Here is a 1,315-nt window from a genome sequence, read left to right on the forward strand (position 1 = left end):
GCGACGGGATCTGCCGCTCCGCTCAATGACCAGCTCTGCGCCAGCCCCCGTAGCTCACCCCGGCCAGATCGGCCAAAACAACCGCCCGAGTCTCCTTCAGGCTGGATAGAAGTTGGGGGCAACGTCATGGGCTTTGATCGGTATGTAAGGAAATTGCAGCAGGCCGGCGAGACGAACCTTTTTCCCGATCTAAAACCAACAGCGGGCACCAAGTCCTCGTGGGGCGATAAGCTCCACTACAATTTTTCCAAGGCAGTGAAGCTGAGCTTGGGCGTATCGCGCGTTGAAAGCGACGCAGCGAAAACCTTTCACAGTTTCCGTCACTACATTTGCACGGCTCTCGATCGCATCGAAACCGTGAAGGATAAGACCACCAAGGATATCGTAGGGCATGAAAACGTCGGGACGACCGACCGCGTATACAAAGAACCAGCGCTGCTCACGGTGAAACTGGTAGCCTTGCGGTTCCTGCCGGAGCTTACCGAGGGCGCTGCGATGGCCCTTGTGACAAAGCAGGTTGTGCCTGCTCGGAAGTCCTTGGTCTACAAGAGGAAGGCACCCACCTCTGCTTAACCGCGACGCTCACATCGGGCGATTGAAAGCTCCGGAACAGCAGCGCCAGCAGTCTCACGTGAAGGTTTCACCGGCAGAATTATCCTGTCGGTGGAACACGCATCATGGAGAAAAAGTGCTGTTCGCCTCTGGATCTTCCAGATCATCTCGCATCTGAGACATCCGCACATTTTCGACACCGACGTCGCGTGCGACGTCGGTGTCGGCCTCCGGGAAGGAAGAAATGAAGGTTTCGTGTGCGACCAGCAGCGAGGCGTACTCTGCCTCGGCGGCCATGGGCCCGTCGAGGTTGGCCGCTAACCCCGCGCGGCGCGGCCAAGCTTGGTGCTCGGCGATGGCCGCCAGAATCGGGCGGCGGGCCATGCTTCCCTGTTTGGCAAGCCCGACCACATCACCTTAATGGCTGTTGATTGGCGTGGGGTTGGGTGCCGATCGGCACGGTAAGCTATTGAAATCCCAACGCTCGACGGGGTCACGAGGTGACTCCAAATTACACGCCGACGTGCTGTCGAAACCAAATGTGTCAGCATGTTCTGAGTTATTGACATCATAATCCAGGTATGATGACTATTTGCGTACGTTTCTGTCGACATAATACGCACAAGCGTGCTGACGGATCGCATCTCAAGGAGGAACCAATGCGTTTCAGAAAAGCTCTGCTGCCGCTCGCTGTCATCGCGTCGCTCGCGTCGGGTGCGGCCCATGCCCAGGTCAATGTCATGCTGCCCGCCAATCCCGGCGC

2 protein-coding genes are annotated in these 1,315 nt (G+C 57.7%); one reads left to right on the top strand and one right to left on the bottom strand.

The genetic code is table 11. The features are described from left to right. Nucleotides 1-573, top strand: a 573-nt coding sequence (locus WH91_RS04240; RefSeq protein WP_210165768.1) for a site-specific integrase, incomplete at its 5' end; no start/stop codon positions are given. 102 nt (nucleotides 574-675) lie between these two features. On the opposite strand, the gene WH91_RS04245 is transcribed toward WH91_RS04240, so the two are convergent. Continuing rightward, the gene (locus tag WH91_RS04245) at nucleotides 676-936 is read right to left on the bottom strand and encodes a hypothetical protein (protein ID WP_046169775.1); all 261 of its coding nucleotides are present in this window, start codon (nucleotides 934-936) and stop codon (nucleotides 676-678) included. Nucleotides 937-1,315 lie beyond the last annotated feature (379 nt).

It is taken from the genome of Devosia psychrophila (assembly GCF_000971275.1).
GTDB classification, from domain to species: domain Bacteria; phylum Pseudomonadota; class Alphaproteobacteria; order Rhizobiales; family Devosiaceae; genus Devosia; species Devosia psychrophila.

Excerpts from the sequence above, each read along its gene's own strand:
- WH91_RS04245 (WP_046169775.1), bottom strand. The coding sequence starts at position 936 with ATGGCCCGCCGCCCGATTCTGGCGGCCATCGCCGAGCACCAAGCTTGG.